Source organism: Brevundimonas sp. LjRoot202 (assembly GCF_964253355.1).
Classification (GTDB): domain Bacteria; phylum Pseudomonadota; class Alphaproteobacteria; order Caulobacterales; family Caulobacteraceae; genus Brevundimonas.
The window spans coordinates 794,225-811,589 of the sequence record NZ_CAXUQW020000001.1 but is presented as its reverse complement, the minus strand read 5'-3'; the positions used below and the strand labels follow the sequence as shown (position 1 = coordinate 811,589).

Here is a 17,365-nt window from a genome sequence, read left to right as displayed (position 1 = left end):
CTGCGTTCACGCCCAAGTGGCCCAACGCGGGGATGTTATCGGCGTTCCGGACAAACAGAAAGGCGCCGGTCCGGGGACCGACGCCTTCGTGATCGTCCTGGCCGTTACTGTGGCCCAAAAGCCAAAGCTACTTCTTGATGAAGCCGCCGAACTTGTTGTTGAAGCGCGAGACGCGGCCGCCGCGGTCCATCAGCTGCTGGTTGCCGCCGGTCCAGGCCGGGTGCGTCAGCGGGTCGATGTCGAGGTTCAGGACGGCGCCTTCCTTCTGGTAGGTGGAGCGCGTCTTGTAGGTCGTACCATCCGTCATCGTCACGGTGATGAAGTGGTAGTCGGGGTGCGTATCGGCCTTCATGGTCGTTATCCGGTCTCTGCGCGATGACGATGCCGACCGTCGGTGCGCGAAAATGAGAAATCCCGCCAAGGGGGCGGGAATGAGCGGCGGCGTTTACACCGGGGGCCGTTCCGGGGCAAGAGGCGCGCGCCATGACAGACACGACCGCCCCCGCTCCCGACGTCGCCGACCTTCACGGCCGGCCCGGCGCGGGCGCCCTCCTGATGGAGCAGATGAGCGACGCGGGCCAGCGGCGGGCCAGGCGGCGCGACATCCGCCCGCTGGCTCGGCTGCTGCCCTACGCCCTGCGCCACAAGGGCCATATGGCCATGGCGGTCGTCTGGCTGATGTTGTCCACCGCCGCCTCGCTTGCCCTGACGGTTTCGGCCCGCGGGGCCATCGACAACGGCTTCGAGAACGGCGGCGAGCGGCTGAACCTGTGGTTCATGGTGCTGGCGGCCAACGCCCTGTTTCTCGGCCTCGCCACCGCGGTCCGCTACTTCTACGTCACCAAGACGGGCGAGCGCGTCATCGCCGACGTCCGCAAGGGCCTGTTCGGGCGCATCCTGACGCTGGATCCGTCCTTCTACGCCACCATGCGCACCGGCGAGGTGCTGTCGCGCCTGACCACCGACATCGCCCTGGTCGAGACGCTGCTGACCACCTCGGTGTCCTACGCCCTTCGCAACTTCCTGACCCTGATCGGCGGCGCCGTGCTGCTGTTCGTGGTCAGCCCCAAGCTGACCGGGCTGGTCCTGCTGGTCGTGCCGCTGCTGCTCGGGCCGCTGTTCCTGTTCGGGCGCAAGGTCCGGCGGCTCACCGTCGCCTCTCAGGACCGGTTCGCCAACGCCGTCGGCTTCGCCGGCGAGAGCGTCGACGCTATCGAGACGGTGCAGGCCTTCGGGCGCGAGAAGAGCGCCATCGCCCGCTTCGGCGACGCCGTCGAGGCGGCGTTCGGCGTGTCGCTGGTCCGGATCAAGGCCCGCGCCGCCATGACCGCCATGGTCATCGTGGTGATGTTCGGCGGCGTCACCCTGGTGCTGTGGCTGGGCGCGCAGGACGTGATCGCCGGCCGGATGACCCCGGGGGCCCTGCTGCAGTTTGTTCTGCTGTCGGTGTTCGCCGCCGGCGCGGTCGGCGCGCTGGGCGAGAGCTGGGGCGACGTCCAGAAGGCCGCCGGCGCGATGGAGCGGATCGACGAGCTGATGCGGGCCACCCCCTCGATCGCTCCGCCCGCAACGACGCACGCCCTGCCGTCGCCGCCCGTCGGCGAAGTGTCGATGTCGGCGGTGCGGTTCAGCTATCCGGGACGGCCCGACCTGCCCGCGCTGAAGGGCTTCTCCCTGACCGTGCGGCCGGGCGAGACGGTGGCGCTGGTCGGTCCATCCGGGGCCGGGAAGAGCACCGTCTTCCGCCTGCTTCTGCGCTTCTACGATCCGCAGTCCGGCGTCGTGTCGGTGGACGGGGTGGACGTGCGCGAGGCCGATCCGGTGGCGGTCAGGGACCGCTTCGCCTGGGTGTCCCAGGAAGCGCCACTGTTCTCAGTATCAGCCAGCGAAAACATTCGCTTCGGACGTGAAGCGGCGACACTAGATGAGGTCCGCACCGCCGCCGAGGAAGCCCAGGCCCTGAGCTTCATCGACGCCCTCCCGGAGGGATTCGAAACCCCCCTCGGCGAACGCGGCAAGAGCCTGTCGGGCGGCCAGCGCCAGCGGCTCGCCATCGCCCGGGCGCTGGTCCGCGACGCGCCGATCCTGCTGCTCGACGAGGCCACCTCGGCGCTCGACGCGGAGAATGAGCGTCTGGTCCAGGCGGCGCTCGACCGGGCCATGTCGGCGCGCACCACCCTCGTCATCGCCCACCGCCTCGCCACCGTCCTGAGGGCCGACCGCATCGTGGTGATGGAGGATGGCCGGGTGGTGGAGGAGGGGACCCACAACGCCCTGATGGCCCAAGGCGGCCTCTACGCCCGTCTCGCCGAGTTGCAGTTCCGCGCCGACTGAACCGGCCGGCGCTATCCGGCGGCCATGACGCCGCAGGCCACGCGGGCGCCGGCGCCGCCGATCGGCTGGCTGGTGTGGTCGTCCATGGCGGCGTGAATCACCAGCGCCGAGCCGTCGGCGTCCCACAGCCACTGGCCGGGGCCCTCGCGGGCGATTCGGGCCTCGGTGGTGAAGACCTCGGCGCGGACCCGCCCCTGGGCGTCGGCGAAGACGTTGGGCAGGTCGCCGTCGTCGGGCCCCCCGGCGTTCAGCAGGCCGTGCGGCGCCTTAGGGTCGCCGTGGTTGATATGGCCGCCCGCCGAGGTGAACGGCGCGGCGCACTCGCCGGTGGCGTGGATATGGGCGCCGTGCCAGCCGGGGGTCAGGCCATCCGCCTCGATGCGGATCAGCAGGCCGGTCGGACCCTGAGTCAGTATGGCCCGGCCGACATTCGCCCCGGCGGCGTTCACCAGCGTGGCCTCGCCGAAATCGCCGACGGCCGCCCGCTCCGGCGTGTCGGAATAGTCGTTGGCGGTGACGCTGACGCAGGCGCCGAGGGCGGCTGCGAGGGGCAGGGCGGCGAGGGCGGCGAGACGGGGAGCGCGCATGGTTCAAAATCCCTGTGTAGAGGGGACGTCGATCGGCGGCTTCGCTTTGCCACCCCAGCCCCCGGATGCTAGAAAACTCGTTAGCGGATCACGTTCCGATTCCGGCCATTTAAAGCCCGATTTCCTTGACCGACGACAGCTACAACAACGCCCTGCCCCCTTCGTCGGGCGCAGGCGGCGACATCTCCACCATAACCATCGAAGACGAGCTGCGTCGTTCGTATCTCGATTACGCCATGAGCGTCATCGTGTCGCGCGCCCTGCCCGACGCGCGCGACGGTCTGAAGCCGGTTCACCGTCGCATCCTGTACTCGATGCACGATCTGAAGATGACGCCGGACCGCGCCTATTCGAAATGCGCGCGCGTCGTCGGCGACGTGCTGGGCCGCTTCCACCCGCACGGCGACGCCTCGGTCTACATGGCCCTCGTGCGCATGGCCCAGCCCTTCTCGATGGGGCTGATGCTGGTCGACGGCCAGGGCAATTTCGGCTCGGTCGACGGCGATATGCCGGCCTCGATGCGATACACCGAGGCCAGGATGGCTCCGGCGGCCTCGGCCCTGCTGACCGACATCGACAAGGACACCGTCGATTTCCAGCCGAACTACGACGAGAAGGAGCTGGAGCCCGTCGTCCTGCCGGCGCGGATCCCGAACCTGCTGGTCAACGGCGCGGGGGGCATCGCCGTCGGCATGGCCACCAACATCCCGCCGCATAATCTCGGCGAGATCATCGACGCCTGCGTGGCCCTGCTGGACGATCCGAACATCGGCGACGATTCGCTGCTGGACATCGTTCCGGGCCCGGACTTCCCGACCGGCGGCGAGATCATGGGCCGCAGCGCGCCGCGCAACGCCCTGCGCGACGGCCGCGGCTCGGTCATTGTGCGCGGCAAGGCCACGATCGAGACGATCCGCAAGGACCGCGAAGCCATCGTGGTCACCGAACTGCCGTTCCAGATCAACAAGCAGACGCTGATCGAGCGGATCGTCGAAATGGTCCGCGAGAAGCGGATCGAGGGCATCTCCGACGTCCGCGACGAGTCCGACCGCGACGGCATGCGGATGGTCATCGAGCTGAAGCGCGACGCCTCGGGCGACGTGGTGCTGAACCAGCTGTGGCGCTTCACCTCCATGCAGTCGTCTTTCGGCGTCAACATGCTGGCCCTGAACCACGGCCGCCCCGAGCAGATGGGTCTGCGCGATCTGTTGCAGATCTTCCTCGACTTCCGCGAGGAAGTCGTCGTCCGGCGCATCAAGTTCGAACTGGCCAAGGCCCGCGACCGCGGCCACGTGCTGGTCGGTCTGGCCGTGGCCGTGGCCAATATCGATGAGGTGATCCACATCATCCGCTCGTCGGCCGACCCGGCCGAGGCGCGCGAACGGCTGCAGGCCAAGGCCTGGCCGGTCGGCGACATGATGGCCCTGATCGAGCTGATCGCCGACCCGCGCTCGATGCTGGTCGACGGCGACAAGCTGAACCTGACCGACGAACAGGCCCGCGCCATCCTGGCGCTGACCCTGAGCCGCCTGACCGGCCTCGGCCGCGACGACATCTTCGGCGAGGCGCGCGAGCTGGCCGACACCATCCAGGGGCACCTGACCCTGCTCAGCGACCGCGCCAACATCCTGGCGGTGATCCGCGAGGACCTGCTGAAGGTGAAGGAGGAGTTCGCCGTGCCGCGGCGGACCCAGATCGGCGACGGCGACTTCGAGCTGGAGGACGAGGACCTGATCCCGCGCGAGGACATGGTCGTCACCGTCACCGTCGGCGGCTACGTCAAGCGCGTGGCGCTGAACGCCTACCGGACCCAGCATCGCGGCGGCAAGGGCCGCTCGGGCGTGGCGATGAAGGAGGACGACGCCGTCGTCGGCGTGTTCTCGGCCTCGACCCACACGCCGGTGCTGTTCTTCGCCACCAACGGCAAGGCCTACAAGCTGAAGACGTGGCGCCTGCCGCTGGGCGGGCCGACCTCGCGCGGCAAAGCCTTCGTCAACCTGCTGCCGATCGAGCCGGGCGACACGATCATGAACGTGCTGCCGCTGCCGGAAAACGAGGCGGACTGGGCTGAGTACGACATCATGTTCGCCACCAGTTCCGGCGACGTGCGGCGCAACAAGCTGAGCGACTTCGCCACCGTCAACCGGGCCGGCAAGATCGCCATGAAGCTGGAAGACGGCGACCGCATGGTCGGCGTGGCCCTGTGCACCGCCGAGGACGACGTCATGCTGACGACCGCCCTGGGCCGCGCCATCCGCTTCAAGGCCGACGACGTGCGGGTGTTCAAGGGCCGGGATTCGACCGGCGTGCGCGGGGTGCGCCTGCAGAAGGACGACGAGGTCATCTCCATGGCCGTGCTGGGCCGGTTCGACGCCGCGCCGGAAGAGCGGGCCGCCTATGTCAAACACGCCAACGCCATGCGGCGCGCCGCCGGCGACGAGGACGACACGCCGGCCGAGGCGGACGACGAGGCCGTGGGCGAAGCCGCCCTGTCGGTCGAGCGGATCGCCGAGATGGGGGCCGCCGAACAGTTCATCCTGACCATCACCGAGACCGGCTTCGGCAAGCGCTCGTCGGCCTACGAGTACCGGCGCACCGGCCGGGGCGGGCAGGGGCTGACGGCCCATGGCCTGGGCGGCCGCGCGGGCACGCGCCTGGCGGCGTCCTTCCCGGTCGAGGAAGACGACGACCTGCTGCTGGTCACCTCGGGCGGGCAGATGATCCGCACCCCGGTCAGCCAGGTCCGCATCGTCGGCCGCGCCAGCCAGGGCGTGACCATCTTCCGCACCGCGGAGGGCGAGAAGGTCGTCTCGGTCGAGCGGCTGCCGGATAGCGGCGGGCCTGACGGCGAGGATGCAGGCGTCGACGGCGAGCCCGAGGGCGACGGGGGCGAGGGCTGAGTCTGACGATCCAGATCGACGGCTCGCCGGCCAGTGTCGAAACGCTGGCCCCGGCGCTGCTGTCGAACTACGGCGCCTTCACATCGATGCAGGTCGAGGACGGCGCCGTTCGCGGGCTCGATCTCCATCTGGAGCGGCTGAAGCATGAGGCGCTGGATCTTTTCGGCGTCGCGGTTCCGGAGTTGCGGCTGCGCCAGCGCATGAGATCGGCGCTCGGGGGCCGGACGGGGCGCTTCAGCCTTCGGGTGCAACTGTTCCTCGAAGCCGTGACCCTGCGCACGCCCGGCGCCCAGGGCGAGCCGAGCGTCCTCGTCGTGGCCTCGAATCCGGCGGCGCCGCTGCGCGATCCGTTGCGGCTGCACACCATGACCTACGCCCGCGAGGCGCCGCACCTGAAGCACGTCGGGACCTTCGGCCTGATGCGGGCGCGGCGGGCCGCGGCCGAGGCCGGGGCCGACGACGCCCTGTTCGTCGGGCCCGACGGCGTGATCTCGGAGGGCAGCATCTGGAACATCGGCTTCGTCGAGGACGGCCGGGTCATCTGGCCCTTGGCGCCGATGCTGGCCGGAACCGGACAGGCCCTGATCCGGCGAGGGCTCGATGGCGTCGGCCTGGCGGATGAGACCCGCGCCGTAGACAGAAACGCGCTCGCCGGCTTCCGGCAGGCCTTCATCTGCAACAGCGCGACGCCGGCCTGTCCCGTCGGGAATATCGACGGACGGTCGCTGGACATCGATCCCGTGCTCATGGACCGGCTGGAGGCGGCCTGGGCGACGAACGCGCCGCAGCCGATCTAGGCCGCCCGTTTCGCACCTGCTAAACGGGACAAAAGGCGGGGAGGAACGCATGCGCATCGGCCTGTACCCAGGCACATTCGATCCCGTCACCAACGGGCATATGGACATCATCGGCCGCGCCGTGAAGCTGGTCGACCGGCTGGTCATCGGCGTGGCGCGCAACGACGACAAGGGCCCGTTGTTCACGACCGACGAGCGGGTGATCATGCTTCGCGCCGAGGTCGCCCATCTCGGCGACAAGGTCGAGGTCCGGGCGTTCGACAGCCTGCTGATGCATTTCGCGGAGTCGCTCGAGGCGAACATCATCGTGCGCGGCCTGCGCGCCGTCGCGGACTTCGAGTACGAGTTCCAGATGACGGCGATGAACCAGCGCCTCAATGCCGACATCGAGACGGTCTTCCTGATGGCCGACCCGCGCCACCAGGCCATCGCCTCGCGGCTGGTCAAGGAGATCGCCCGGCTGGACGGCGCGATCGACAGTTTTGTCAGCCCCGCCGTCGCTGCCGCGGTGCGGGCCAAGGTCAAGGGATAGTCACGGTTTGAAGATCGTCACCGCCGCCGCGCTTTCGCTTTCGCTGCTCGCCGCCGCTCCGGCCATCGCCCAGACGGCCGCCTCTCCGCACTGGCGCACCGTCGCGCCGGAGAACCTGCTGGTCATCGACACCGCCAAAGGGCGCATCCTGGTCGAGTTGGAACCGCGCATGGCCCCACAGGCGGTGGCGCGCATCCGCGGCCTGGCCGATCAGGGTTTCTACGACGGGCTGAAGTTCCACCGGGTCATTACGGATTTCATGGCCCAGACCGGTGATCCGCTGGGCACGGGGCAGGGCGGCAGCGAACTGCCCGACCTGCCCGGCGAGTTCCAGTTCCGGCGGGGCCGCGACGCCGGCTTCGCCGCGGTGGCGACGACGCCGCAGGGCCAGACGGGCCTGGTCGGCTCCATGCCGGTCATCACCCAGCCCGACGCCCAGATGATGGTCACGGCCGACTTCAAGGCCGGCGCCCAGGGCCTGTTCTGCCCCGGCGTCGCCGGCATGGCCCGGGCCAGCTCGCCGGATAGCGCCAACAGCCAATTCTTCCTGATGACCGGGCCCAAGGACAGTCTGAACGGAAACTACACGCCCTTCGGTCGGGTCGTGGCCGGCATGGACGTGGTCCGCGCGCTCAAGCCCGGCTCGAGCGCCGAGAACGGGGCGGTGATCGATCCCGACGTGATGACCCGGACCCGGACCGCGGCGGCCCTGCCGGAAGGCGAGCGGCCAACGGTGCGGGTGATGACCGGCGCCGGCGTTCAGGCCGAGGTGGCGCGGGTCCGGACCGAGCAGGGCGCGGCCTTTGATATTTGCGACGTCCAGCCGCCGGCCGAGGTCGTCGGCGGCTGATCTACACTGTCATCTGTTCTGGGGAGGACACCATGAAGTCGATATCCGCCGCCGCCGCGCTGGCCGCCGCCTTCTTCGCCATGCCCGCCGCGGCCCAAGACGCCGGCGGTCCGCCGCCGCCGCCGCCCGCGCCGACGCCGGAGACCACCATCGCCGCCACGGAATGGCGCGCCGTTCCGGCCGAGAACCTGCTGGTGATCGACACCACAAAGGGCCGCGTCCTTGTGGAACTGACCCCCGAGGTGGCGCCGCTCCATGTCGAGCGGATCAAGCTGCTGGCCCGGCGCGGCTTCTACGACAACGTGCCTTGGCACCGGGTGATCGACTGGTTCATGGCCCAGACCGGCGATCCGCTAGGCAACGGCGAGGGCCAGAGCCCGTATCCCGACCTCACCGCGGAGTTCACCTTCCGCCGCGACGCGACCATGCCGTTCGCGGCGGCGGCCGAACCCATGGGGGCGCGGGTCGGTTTCTTCCGCTCCCTGCCGGTGCAGACCCAGCCCGACGCCGCCTTCGCCCAGACCGGCGACGGGAAGGTGCACGGCTGGGGCCTCTACTGCCCGGGCGTCGCCGGCATGGCCCGGGACGAGGGCAACGACACAGCCAACAGCCAGTTCTTCATCATGCGCCAGGCCTATCCGGCGCTGGACAAGCGCTACACCATCTGGGGCATGACCGTGTCGGGCCTGGACGTGGTGCGGTCGCTCCAGGTCGGCGATGGCGACAACGGCATGATGAGCCAGACCCAGCCTGACCGCATGACCCGGGTGCGCGTCGCGGCCGACATACCCGAGGCGGAACGGCCCATCGCGCAGGTGCTGGCGACCGACTCGCCGCGTTACCGGGCGCTTGTCGAAGAGGCGCGGGCCGCCCGCGGCGCGGATTTCTCGGTGTGTGACGTGACCCTGCCCGTGCAGGTCACCGGCGGAAGCTGATCAGCGCCGCCGGCGGCGGCGTCTGGGGCGGCGGTCCTCGCGCATCCTCTGCAGCAACAGGCCCTCGCGCAGGCCGCGATCGGCGACCCTGACCCGCTCGGACGGCCAGGCGCGCTGCACCGCCTCCATGATCGCCGCCCCGGCCAGCACCAGGTCGGCGCGGTCGGGGCCGATGCAGGACTCCGCCGCGCGCCCGTCCGGGCCCAGGGCCATCAGGCGTTCGGCGGCGCGCTCGCAGTCGCCCCGGGTCATCCACAGGCCGTCGACCAGGTTGCGCTGGTAGCGCCGCAGCCGGAGGTGGATGCCGGCAAGGCTGGTGATGGCCCCTGACGTGCCGACCAGATGCGCCCGGCCGCCGGTGAACAGCTCGCGCAGGGCGGGATCGACGGGCGCCGACGCCAGGGCCTGGCCCATGTCCGCGACCATGGCTTCGTACCATCCGGCGAGCGCGCCGTTCGCTTCGCCGGCGGGTTCGGGGTGGCGCTCGGCCAGGGTGACCACGCCGATCGGAGCCGACATCCAGCCCTCGAGCACGAAACCGCCGCCGGATCGCTTCAGCCAGCTGAGCTCGGTCGATCCGCCGCCCACATCGACGACCAGCACGGCCTCGGACCGGTCGTCGAACAGGTTCAGGCAGCCCTCGACGGACAACCGCGCCTCCTCGATCGGGTCGATGATGCGCAGTCGCAGCCCGGTGCCTTCGCGGACCCGTTCGATGAAGGCGGCGCCGTTGTCGGCCTGGCGGCAGGCCTGGGTGGCCACGGCCATCAGCCGCGTCGACTCCACGCCCTTCTTGACGACCCGTTCGCCGCACAGGACCAGCGCCTCGTAGGCCCGCTCCATGGCCGCGTCGTCGAGCCGGCCGGTGCGCGACAGGCCTTCGCCGAGACGGACGATGCGGCTGAAGGAATCGACGACGCGAAAGCCGTCCCGCGCCGGTCGGGCGATCAGCAGGCGGCAGTTGTTGGTCCCCAGATCGAGCGCCCCATAGAGGGGCGTTTCCCGACCTGATGCGCCGGATCCGTCAGAGGCGCCGCCGCGGGCGCGCTGTCCGCCGGACCTGGAACGCTGGGACCGCTGGACGCCCGCGGGGGCGTCGTCGGTCTCCGGCATGGCCGAACTTTCACGGTGGGCGGTCCAAAGCGGCGCCCGTCCCGCCCAACCTAAACCGGCTCGATCACCCACGCCAAGCACAGCTGACGCGAAAATGAACGGGGCGGCGGCCCTGCCGCTCAGGTTGGATGGCGCAGTCTGCGGCCATGACCGATAGAACCGTCGCCAAATTCGGGCTGGGCCAGATCGTCCGCCACCGCGAAGCCGCCTTCCGCGGCGTGGTGATCGACGTCGACCCGGTGTTCGCCGGCAAGCCCGGCGACACGGGCGCGATCTCGCCCGACCAGCCCTTCTACCAGGTGCTGGCGCTGGGCGCGGAAGGCGGTTTCATCGCCTATGCGCCCGAGGACGCGCTCGAGCACGATCCGGAGCTGACCGCCGTGACCCGCGAAGCCGAGGCGCGCTGGTTCACCGTCGACGCCAACGGTCGGCACGCCCCCAAGGCCCACGCCATCCACTGACGCTGGCGCGTCCGTCGCCCCGCGCCTAGATTGGCCGCAGGGACCGTCAGAGTCCGCAGCAGGAGCGCGTCCATGTCCGATTTCGAACACGTCTTCGAAGCCCCGCCCGAGGGCGCGGCGGCGGACTGGACGATCCCGCAGGACTGGGCCGCCTACACCGACGTCGAGCACCGCACCTGGGACACCCTCTACGCCCGCCAGATGAAGATCCTGCCGGGCCGGGCCGCCGATGTCTTCCTCAAGGGCCTGACGGCGCTGGACCTGAGCAGCGGCGGCATTCCCGATTTCGAGATCATGAACCCCAAGCTTCAGGCCCTGACCGGCTGGACGGTGGTCTGCGTGCCCGGGCTGGTGCCGGACGAGGTGTTCTTCGACCACCTGGCCAACCGGCGCTTTCCGTCGGGCCAGTTCATCCGCAAGCCGGACCAGCTCGACTATCTGCAGGAACCCGACATCTTCCACGATGTGTTCGGCCATGTGCCGATGCTGACCGACCCCGACTTCGCCGCCTATATGGAGGCCTACGGCAAGGGCGGGCAGCGCGCGGCCTCGCTGGGCATGCTGCAGAACCTGGCCCGGCTGTACTGGTACACCGTCGAGTTCGGCCTGATGCAGGACGCGGAGGGCCTGCGCATCTACGGGGCCGGCATCGTCTCGTCAGCGACCGAAAGCGTATTCGCGCTGGAGGATCCGTCGCCGAACCGGCTCGGCTTCGACCTCGAACGCGTGATGCGGACGCTGTACCGGATCGACGACTTCCAGCAGGTCTATTTCGTCATCGACAGCATCGACCAGCTCAAGCGCGAGACGCTGCAGGATTTCGGCCCGATCTACGACCGGCTGAAGGGCGCCGACGACATCGCCATCGACGCCATCCTGCCGACCGACCGGGTCTTCACCCGCGGCACCCAGGCCTATGCGGCGAGGGGCGGCCGGTTCGCGGCCTGAACGCCGGCGGCCGCCGATCGCGTCTCCGGCTTCACGCCCAGCAACAGGCCCAGCCAGCCGATGCGGCGCGCCACTTCATAGGTGACGAGGCAGCCGAGGGCGGTGGCGGCGATCAACACGCCGGCCTCGACCGCGACCGGCAGGCCCAGCTTCGCCAGATGGTGGCCGACCACCACGGTCACGGTCTGGTGGGCGATGTAGAACGGGAAAACGCCGACCGACAGATACCGCAGCACCGGTCCGCCGTGGTTCAGCCAGCGAGCGCCGAAGCCGAGGATGGCGACGATGAAGGCCCACTGATCCAGCGCATAGACGGCCCGCATGGCCATCCTCAGGGCTTCGGCGGGCAGGGCGTCTTCCGCGCGATAGATCCAAGCGTAGGTCGCCCAGCCCGCCCACGCCAGCATCGCCGCCGTCAGCGCCGGCCAGCGCAGCCGGATGAGCCCTTGCCGCACCGTCTCCGACCGCGCGGTCAGGAAGCCGAACAGGAAGGCCGAGAAGCTGAGGGCGTGATTGTACCAGTCGGCGATCAGGGCGTGGTTGATTTCGAAGATCGGGGCCAGCGTCCAGCGGATGAGCAGCAGCCACGCCAGCGGCCAGACCACCAGGCCCCAGCCGCGGAAGGCGCGGTCAGCGACGGCCTGCAGGCCGCGGCGGACACCGGGAACGGCCAGAAGCGCGGTCAGCACGAGGCTGTAGATCAGCAGATAGACCACGAACCACAGGTGGTTGTAGGTCGGGGTGATCAGGCAGCCCGTGTCGCCGCACCAGTCGCCGGACGCCGTGGCGTAGCGCACCCAGAAGTCGCCCAACACGGGGCTGTGCGCCGGATCGGCGACGCCGAGGCCGCGCAGGGCTTCATAGATTTCGTAGTAGCTCTGCGGCGGGACCAACACGAACATGGCGAACAGGATGGGCGGCAGCAGGCGCAGGGTGCGCGAGCCCGCCAGCGCCCAGCCGCCCCGGCCCCGCGCCGAGAGACTGTCCGCCAGAAAGCGGGTGGCGCAGCCGGAGACGAGGAACAGCAGGGTCAGCCGCCAGGGATTGGTCAGCATCATCACCGGCTCCAGCGCGGCGATCTCGTGCGTGCTCTTCACGTGCCAGTCCCACGGCACGTAGAACATGCCGACGTGATACAGAATCAGCAGCATGAAGGCGCCGACGCGGATCCAGTCGAGATCGTGGCGGCGGCCGGGCAGGGCGGGCGAGGCGATGGCGGACACGTGGGGGCTCCATGACGGATGAGGACGGCTCCACGCTGCCGGCGCGGCCGGCCCGACCGCAATCGGCGGGGGCTCGGCGGGACGCTGGCGGGGACGACCGCGCCACGATCGTGACGAGCGGCGCGGATCGGGGGGCGAGCGGCGGTCCCGGCGTGTGGCGGGCGTTCCGCCTGCGGGCGAACCTGCGCGACCTGAGGACGGCCTGGCTGGTCATCGTGCCCATCACAGCGGTCGTGCTGGTGGTCAATTCCCTGACCAACCTGAGCGACCTGCCGCAGGTGGATCGCTGGGAGCCCTGGACCTGGGAAGCCACCAGCGCGATCTCGATCCTGCTGTCGCTGTGGATTCCGTGGCTGGCGACAGGGGCGGCGCCGCCGGACGAAGCCGTCGGAGAGGGATGGCGGCCCAAGCTCCGGTTCGCGGCCGTCCATCTGGCGGCGCTGGTGGCCTTTTCGGCGCTCCACGTGGCGGGCTTCGTGCTGCTCAGAAGCCTCGTCTACGCGGCGATGGACGCGGGCCCTTACGAGTTCGGCGACCGCTTCATCTATGAACTGCGCAAGGATTTCATCAGCTACGGCGCCTTCGTCGCCACCTTCTGGCTGATCGGCTATCTGCGTCGCCGCCGGGACGAGCCGGTGCGTCCGGTCAGCTTCGACATCCGGGACGGGGCCCGGATCATCCGGACGCCGCTGGCCGAGATCGTGGCGGTGTCCTCGGCGGGCAACTACGTGGAGTTCTGGCTCGCCGACGGCCGCCGACCCCTGATGCGGGCGACGCTGGCCGCCGTCGAGGTGGAACTGGAGCGCTTCGGCTTCGTGCGCGCGCATCGGTCGTGGCTGGTCAACGCCGGGGCGGTCACCGGCCTGCGACCCGACGGCTCCGGCGACTGGACGGTCGAGCTGGGTTCGATCGAGGCCCCCGTATCGCGCCGCTATCCGCGGGCCCTGGACCGGCTGAAGGGCTGATCGCTCAGGCGGCGATCAGCCGCTTGCCCATCCGGACCAGCGGCACCGGCGCGCCGCCGCGATCATCCTCGAACCGCTCGATCTCCCGATAGCCGGCGGCGCGGTACAGGGGCTCGCCGCCGAGGGTGGCGACCAGCTCGGCGCGGTCGTAGCCGGCGGCGCGGGCGGCGTCCTCGCACAGGCCGAGGATCAGCCGGCCGACGCCCTGCCGCAGGAACTCGGGGGCGGTGTACATGGCGCGGATGCGGGCCGCGTCGACGCCGGGCGTCAGCGGCGCGGGGACGCGACCGGGCGTGTGGTCGCCGCCGTAGGTGGTGATGCGCCGGCTCCAGCCGCCGCAGCCGGCGAGGACGCCGTCGCTTTCGACGATGAAATAGGTCCGGTCGGCGATGATCTGGCTGTCGAGACCCATCAGCTTGCGGCTGGCGGCGATCTGGTCCGGGGTCAGGAAGTCGGCCAACGGGCCGCTGATGGCGCGGTCCATCAGGGCGACCAGGGCCGGAATGTCGGCCTCGGTGGCGATGTGGTGGGTCAGCTGCGCCATAGCTGGAGCGTACCGATGACGTGCACGACGGCATAGAGCAGGACGATGGCCGAACTGACCCATGCGAAGGTCCCGACCGGCGCACCGGCGACGAACAGCGCCGGAATGTAACCGACAGCCCGCAACAGATAGATGGCGCTGATCGCGGCGAGACCGAGCTTCAGCAACGGCAGGCGCGGGAACAGCCCCGCTCCGGAAAAGGCGTATGCCGCCCAGGTCGCCAGCACGGCGGCGATGCCGACGGTGATCAGGGCAGCCGTCGGCGAGCCCTGCTCCGCCAGCCGCACCATCCGCGGCCCGGCGCCGAAGACGTCGTACCAGCGCGGACCTCCTACGATGACGGCCAGATGCGCGATCGCCGCCGCGGCGCTGAGCGCGCCGCCCGCGGCGAGCCAGCCGTTGGTCACGCCGGCTCCCGTTGGAACGGGTAGAAGCCGCCGCCGAGTTCGAGGATGTCGGTCAGTTCGTCCAGCGCACCCCGGCTCTCATCCAGCAGGGCGGGATCGGCCAGATCGGCGGGGCTGAGTGTGTCCCGGTACCAGTTGGCGGCCCAGATCGACAGGCGGGCGTGGAGCTCATCGGTCATCCGCATGGCCGGGTTGGTCGCGGCCAGTTCCGCCTCGGTCAGCGCCACGCGCAGGCGCAGGCAGGCCGGGCCGCCGCCGTTGCGCATCGACTGGCGCACGTCGACGTATTCGACCCGCCCGATCGGGCCGTTCGAGGCGGCGAGCCCTTCGGCGACGGCGTGGCTGCGGCGGTTGTCGCGGGTCTCGGTCGGGCAGATCAGGGTCAGGCGGTCCTCGCCCGGAATCCGCACCAGCATCGAGTTGAACAGATAGCTGGAGATGGCGTCGGCGAGGGGGAGGTCGGCGGAGGAGACCTCGATGAAGATCGGCTCGAAGCGGCCGTTGGCGGCGCGGCGGATCGCCTCGAGGGTCCGGGCCGTGTGTTCGAAGGCCAGCTCGTGGAAGAACAGGGTCTCCAGCGCCCCGACGCAGACCACGTCGTTGTGGAAGGTCCCGCCGGCGATGGCGGCGGCGGACTGGCGGGCCAGCACCACGCCCGAGGCGCCGTGACGGCGGGCGAGAGCTTCGGAAGCCTCGCGGGTCTGGCGGGCGGGGTACTGGCCTTGCCAGTGCTCCCAGGCCTCGCGGCCCCAGACCAGCAGGTTGACGCCCGGCTCGCCGTGGTCGGCGCACAGGCGGACGTGGTTGGCGGCGCCCTCGTCGGCGAGATGGGCGACCGACGGCAGGGCGTCATGGACAGCGAACCGGGCCGGGTCGGGGAACAGGGCGTCGAGCGCCCGTTTCGTCTGGGCGTGCTCCAGCGAGCGGTGCAGGTTGGTGACCAGGTTGGCGGGGGTGAAATGCACCCGGCCGTCGGCGGCGTCGGCGCTCGGCGTCACCGTCGCGGCGTTGGCGGCCCACATCGGCGAGGCCGAGCAGGCGGCGGCGGCGAAGGAGGGGGCGTCCTTCCACGCCTGCTCCAGCACGGCGGCGTCGGAGCCGGTGAACCCCAGCGAGCGCAGGAAGGGGATGTTCGGTCGCTCGTGCGGCGGCAGCACGAACTGGGGCAGGCCGAGGTCGGCCAGCCGTTTCATCTTGTCGAGCCCTTGCAGCACCGCCGCGCGCGGGTTCGACGCCTCGCCGGCGTTGAGGCTGGACGCCAGATTGCCCGGCGACAGGCCCGCATAGGAGTGGGTGGGGCCGATCAGGCCGTCGGCGTTGGCTTCGACGGCAGGCGAATTCATGCCCGCAAGCCTTTGATCTCGCTTTCGATGTTCTTCACCGCCTCCGCCTCGAAACTCGCCACCGGATAGGCGCAGTAGTCGGCGGCGTAGTAGGCGCTGGGCCGGTGGTTGCCGGACGCGCCGAGGCCGCCGAAGGGCATGTCGCCGGCGGCGCCGGTGGTGGGGCGGTTGAAGTTCACGACCCCGGCGCGGATGCGGCGGATGAAGCGCTGCCAGTTGGCCGGATCGTCGCTGACCAGACCGGCGGACAGCCCGTAGCGGGTGGCGTTGGCCTCGGCGATGGCGGCGTCGAAGGACGCGACCCGGGTCACCGACAGGAAGGGAGCGAACATCTCCTCGTCGGGCACGGCCACGCCGGTGACGTCGATGATCGCCGGCTTGGCGAAAGCGCCGGGCAGGTTGCCGACCGGTCCCGAGGCGCGGACCACCCGGGCGCCGGCGTCGATCCGCTCCTGCAGCGCCTTCAGCGCGGCCTCGGCCGCCTTCTGCGAGATCAGCGGTCCGGCGTAGGGTTCGGGCGTGCTGTTCCAGGGTGCGAAGATCAGGCGGTCGCTGAGGGCGGCGACAGCTTCGATGATGGCGTCGCCCTGCGGCCCTTCGGGCACGATCAGGCGGCGGGCGCACGAGCAGCGCTGTCCCGTGGTGATGAAGGCGGACTGGACCGCGATCCCCGCCACGGCCTCGGCGTCGGCGGCGTCCCAGACAACCAGCGGATTGTTGCCGCCCAACTCGAGCGCCAGGATGACATGCGGATCGTCGGCGAACTTGCGCCGGAAATGCGCCCCGGCCGCGCCGGAGCCGGTGAACATCAGGGCGTCGATGCCGCTGTCCAGCAGGGCCGCGCCCGTGTCGCGCCCGCCCTGCACCACACTGACCACGCCCGACGGCAGGTCGGCGGCCGCGAAGGCCTCGGCCATGAGCTGGCCGGTCAGGGGCGTCTCTTCCGACGGCTTGAACACGACGGTGTCCCCCGCCAGCAGGGCCGGAACAATGTGGCCGTTGGGCAGGTGGCCCGGGAAGTTGAACGGGCCCAGCACCGCCGCGACGCCATGCGGGCGATGGCGCAGGGTGGCGTGGCCGAAGGCGGTGTCGGCGGTGCGCTCGCCCGTGCGCTCGTCATAGGCGCGGATCGAGATGTCGACCTTGCCCTGCATGGCGGCCACCTCGGTCGAGGTCTCCCACAGCGCCTTGCCGGTCTCGCGGCTGATGGCCTCGGCGATCTGGGGCGCGCGGTCCTTCAGCACGGCCTGGTAGCGCTTCACCGCGTCGATACGGTCCTGACGCGGACGGTCGGCCCAGTCGGGGAAGGCGGCGCGGGCGCGGTCGACGGCGGCCTGGACCTCGGCGGGCGTGGCGACGGCGCCTTGCCAGACGGTTTCGCCGGTGGCGGGATCGATGGATTGGAGGGTGCTCATGGGGTCCAGAT

At 70.4% G+C, this 17,365-nt stretch carries 17 protein-coding genes; 9 read left to right on the top strand and 8 right to left on the bottom strand.

Features of this window, described 5'->3' with window-relative positions:
* Positions 1-127: 127 nt before the first annotated feature.
* Positions 128-352 (bottom strand): 50S ribosomal protein L31, encoded by a 225-nt coding sequence (gene rpmE, locus ACSQ1L_RS04495; RefSeq protein ID WP_324775138.1) that lies wholly within the window; start codon positions 350-352, stop codon positions 128-130.
* Between the two features lie 131 nt (positions 353-483).
* Here rpmE and ACSQ1L_RS04490 point away from each other — a divergent pair, with 131 nt between their 5' ends.
* Complete coding sequence (locus ACSQ1L_RS04490) at positions 484-2,334, top strand: ABC transporter transmembrane domain-containing protein (RefSeq protein WP_435992344.1); 1,851 nt, start codon at positions 484-486, stop codon at positions 2,332-2,334.
* Between the two features lie 11 nt (positions 2,335-2,345).
* On the opposite strand, the gene ACSQ1L_RS04485 is transcribed toward ACSQ1L_RS04490, so the two are convergent.
* Complete coding sequence (locus tag ACSQ1L_RS04485; protein WP_435992342.1) at positions 2,346-2,921, bottom strand: superoxide dismutase family protein; 576 nt, start codon at positions 2,919-2,921, stop codon at positions 2,346-2,348.
* 125 nt (positions 2,922-3,046) lie between these two features.
* Between ACSQ1L_RS04485 and gyrA the strand changes: the two genes are divergently transcribed.
* From gyrA to ACSQ1L_RS04460, 5 genes are read left to right on the top strand one after another with little or no spacing between them, the layout of a single operon-like run.
* Positions 3,047-5,821 (top strand): DNA gyrase subunit A, encoded by a 2,775-nt coding sequence (gene gyrA / locus ACSQ1L_RS04480; RefSeq protein ID WP_435992340.1) that lies wholly within the window; start codon positions 3,047-3,049, stop codon positions 5,819-5,821.
* Complete coding sequence (locus tag ACSQ1L_RS04475) at positions 5,818-6,618, top strand: aminotransferase class IV (protein WP_435992515.1); 801 nt, start codon at positions 5,818-5,820, stop codon at positions 6,616-6,618. The genes gyrA and ACSQ1L_RS04475 overlap by 4 nt, the downstream gene beginning before the upstream one ends.
* A 49-nt stretch (positions 6,619-6,667) precedes the next feature.
* Positions 6,668-7,150, top strand: coding sequence for a pantetheine-phosphate adenylyltransferase (gene coaD, locus ACSQ1L_RS04470; RefSeq protein ID WP_435992338.1), 483 nt, complete (start codon positions 6,668-6,670; stop codon positions 7,148-7,150).
* Between the two features lie 7 nt (positions 7,151-7,157).
* Entirely contained in the window at positions 7,158-8,000 is an 843-nt protein-coding gene (locus tag ACSQ1L_RS04465) for a peptidylprolyl isomerase (protein ID WP_435992336.1), read from the top strand.
* Positions 8,001-8,032: 32 nt separating this feature from the next.
* On the top strand, positions 8,033-8,935 hold the full coding sequence (locus ACSQ1L_RS04460; protein WP_435992334.1) for a peptidylprolyl isomerase: 903 nt from the start codon (positions 8,033-8,035) through the stop codon (positions 8,933-8,935).
* Here ACSQ1L_RS04460 and ACSQ1L_RS04455 read toward each other — a convergent pair whose 3' ends face one another.
* Positions 8,936-10,048, bottom strand: coding sequence for a Ppx/GppA phosphatase family protein (locus ACSQ1L_RS04455; RefSeq protein WP_435992332.1), 1,113 nt, complete (start codon positions 10,046-10,048; stop codon positions 8,936-8,938). It abuts the gene before it with no gap.
* A 146-nt stretch (positions 10,049-10,194) separates the two neighbouring features.
* Here ACSQ1L_RS04455 and hspQ point away from each other — a divergent pair, with 146 nt between their 5' ends.
* Both hspQ and phhA read left to right on the top strand, forming a co-directional pair.
* Positions 10,195-10,509, top strand: coding sequence for a heat shock protein HspQ (hspQ, locus tag ACSQ1L_RS04450; RefSeq protein WP_435992330.1), 315 nt, complete (start codon positions 10,195-10,197; stop codon positions 10,507-10,509).
* Positions 10,510-10,581: 72 nt separating this feature from the next.
* The gene (phhA, locus tag ACSQ1L_RS04445) at positions 10,582-11,457 is read left to right on the top strand and encodes a phenylalanine 4-monooxygenase (protein WP_435992328.1); all 876 of its coding nucleotides are present in this window, start codon (positions 10,582-10,584) and stop codon (positions 11,455-11,457) included.
* Here phhA and ACSQ1L_RS04440 read toward each other — a convergent pair.
* Positions 11,424-12,680, bottom strand: a complete 1,257-nt coding sequence (locus ACSQ1L_RS04440; protein WP_435992326.1) for an acyltransferase family protein — start codon at positions 12,678-12,680, stop codon at positions 11,424-11,426. The genes phhA and ACSQ1L_RS04440 overlap by 34 nt on opposite strands.
* A 152-nt stretch (positions 12,681-12,832) precedes the next feature.
* Here ACSQ1L_RS04440 and ACSQ1L_RS04435 point away from each other — a divergent pair, with 152 nt between their 5' ends.
* Positions 12,833-13,645, top strand: a complete 813-nt coding sequence (locus tag ACSQ1L_RS04435) for a LytTR family DNA-binding domain-containing protein (RefSeq protein WP_435992324.1) — start codon at positions 12,833-12,835, stop codon at positions 13,643-13,645.
* A 4-nt stretch (positions 13,646-13,649) separates the two neighbouring features.
* Here ACSQ1L_RS04435 and ACSQ1L_RS04430 read toward each other — a convergent pair whose 3' ends face one another.
* Genes ACSQ1L_RS04430 through astD form a run of 4 tightly spaced genes read right to left on the bottom strand, consistent with a single transcriptional unit; the run spans position 13,650 to position 17,354 of the window.
* Positions 13,650-14,189, bottom strand: a complete 540-nt coding sequence (locus ACSQ1L_RS04430; RefSeq protein WP_435992322.1) for a GNAT family N-acetyltransferase — start codon at positions 14,187-14,189, stop codon at positions 13,650-13,652.
* Positions 14,177-14,596, bottom strand: coding sequence for a hypothetical protein (locus ACSQ1L_RS04425; protein ID WP_435992321.1), 420 nt, complete (start codon positions 14,594-14,596; stop codon positions 14,177-14,179). The genes ACSQ1L_RS04430 and ACSQ1L_RS04425 overlap by 13 nt, the downstream gene beginning before the upstream one ends.
* Positions 14,593-15,939: an N-succinylarginine dihydrolase gene (gene astB / locus ACSQ1L_RS04420; protein ID WP_435992319.1), complete on the bottom strand. Its 1,347-nt coding sequence runs from the start codon at positions 15,937-15,939 to the stop codon at positions 14,593-14,595. Before astB ends, ACSQ1L_RS04425 begins: the two co-directional genes overlap by 4 nt.
* Positions 15,936-17,354: a succinylglutamate-semialdehyde dehydrogenase gene (gene astD, locus ACSQ1L_RS04415; protein ID WP_435992317.1), complete on the bottom strand. Its 1,419-nt coding sequence runs from the start codon at positions 17,352-17,354 to the stop codon at positions 15,936-15,938. Before astD ends, astB begins: the two co-directional genes overlap by 4 nt.
* Positions 17,355-17,365: the final 11 nt, after the last annotated feature.

Bases quoted from the DNA above. Each gene is read 5' to 3' on its own strand.
- ACSQ1L_RS04485 (WP_435992342.1), bottom strand. From the start codon at position 2,921: ATGCGCGCTCCCCGTCTCGCCGCCCTCGCCGCCCTGCCCCTCGCAGCC.
- ACSQ1L_RS04455 (WP_435992332.1), bottom strand. From the start codon at position 10,048: ATGCCGGAGACCGACGACGCCCCCGCGGGCGTCCAGCGGTCCCAGCGT.
- phhA (WP_435992328.1), top strand. From the start codon at position 10,582: ATGTCCGATTTCGAACACGTCTTCGAAGCCCCGCCCGAGGGCGCGGCG.
- ACSQ1L_RS04490 (WP_435992344.1), top strand. From the start codon at position 484: ATGACAGACACGACCGCCCCCGCTCCCGACGTCGCCGACCTTCACGGC.
- rpmE (WP_324775138.1), bottom strand. From the start codon at position 352: ATGAAGGCCGATACGCACCCCGACTACCACTTCATCACCGTGACGATG.
- ACSQ1L_RS04460 (WP_435992334.1), top strand. From the start codon at position 8,033: ATGAAGTCGATATCCGCCGCCGCCGCGCTGGCCGCCGCCTTCTTCGCC.
- astD (WP_435992317.1), bottom strand. From the start codon at position 17,354: ATGAGCACCCTCCAATCCATCGATCCCGCCACCGGCGAAACCGTCTGG.
- astB (WP_435992319.1), bottom strand. From the start codon at position 15,939: ATGAATTCGCCTGCCGTCGAAGCCAACGCCGACGGCCTGATCGGCCCC.
- ACSQ1L_RS04430 (WP_435992322.1), bottom strand. From the start codon at position 14,189: ATGGCGCAGCTGACCCACCACATCGCCACCGAGGCCGACATTCCGGCC.
- coaD (WP_435992338.1), top strand. From the start codon at position 6,668: ATGCGCATCGGCCTGTACCCAGGCACATTCGATCCCGTCACCAACGGG.
- hspQ (WP_435992330.1), top strand. From the start codon at position 10,195: ATGACCGATAGAACCGTCGCCAAATTCGGGCTGGGCCAGATCGTCCGC.